This window comes from Helicobacter monodelphidis, assembly GCF_003288845.1.
GTDB lineage: Bacteria > Campylobacterota > Campylobacteria > Campylobacterales > Helicobacteraceae > NHYN01.
In genome coordinates this window covers 1-427 of the sequence record NZ_NHYN01000104.1, presented here as the reverse complement: position 1 = coordinate 427, position 427 = coordinate 1, and the positions used below count along the sequence as shown (strand labels likewise).

Sequence of the window (427 nt, the reverse complement as noted above, 5' to 3'; positions counted from 1 at the left end):
TAGATTGACTTTGTTTATTTATACCTTGATGATTAAACAAAGAGTTGTTTTGAAAGTTTTTAACTGCATTAATGCTCATGTTAACTCCTTATGAAAAGATTAGTTTAACTAATATCGACTTGATGTAGAAAAAGTTTAGGGTTGCCATCACTTAAAAGAGCAATGGCAACAGACTCAATTTTAACGCGAAGTGTCCCATTCTAAACTTGTTTTATAGGCATCTCTTAATTCAATAATGACCATATTCCTATTAAGCATAGAACTTGGTCCAGAACGATAAAGGGTTTCTTTTTTTAAATCCACCATACCTACTTCATAAGTATAATAACTAAAGCTATTGCCTAAACTTGAAGTAGCTTTATTTTTCTTAACAATATAAGCGGGTCCAAAGTCTTTTGAGCCTGTTATACTTTTCCATTCCGCGAAA

General features: G+C 31.6%; 1 protein-coding gene. It reads right to left on the bottom strand.

Annotation, left to right across the window (positions count from 1 at the left end; all coding sequences use genetic code 11):
* Positions 1–180: 180 nt before the first annotated feature.
* A partial coding sequence (locus tag CCZ01_RS10670; RefSeq protein ID WP_458692872.1) for a hypothetical protein occupies positions 181–427 on the bottom strand: 247 nt, incomplete at its 5' end.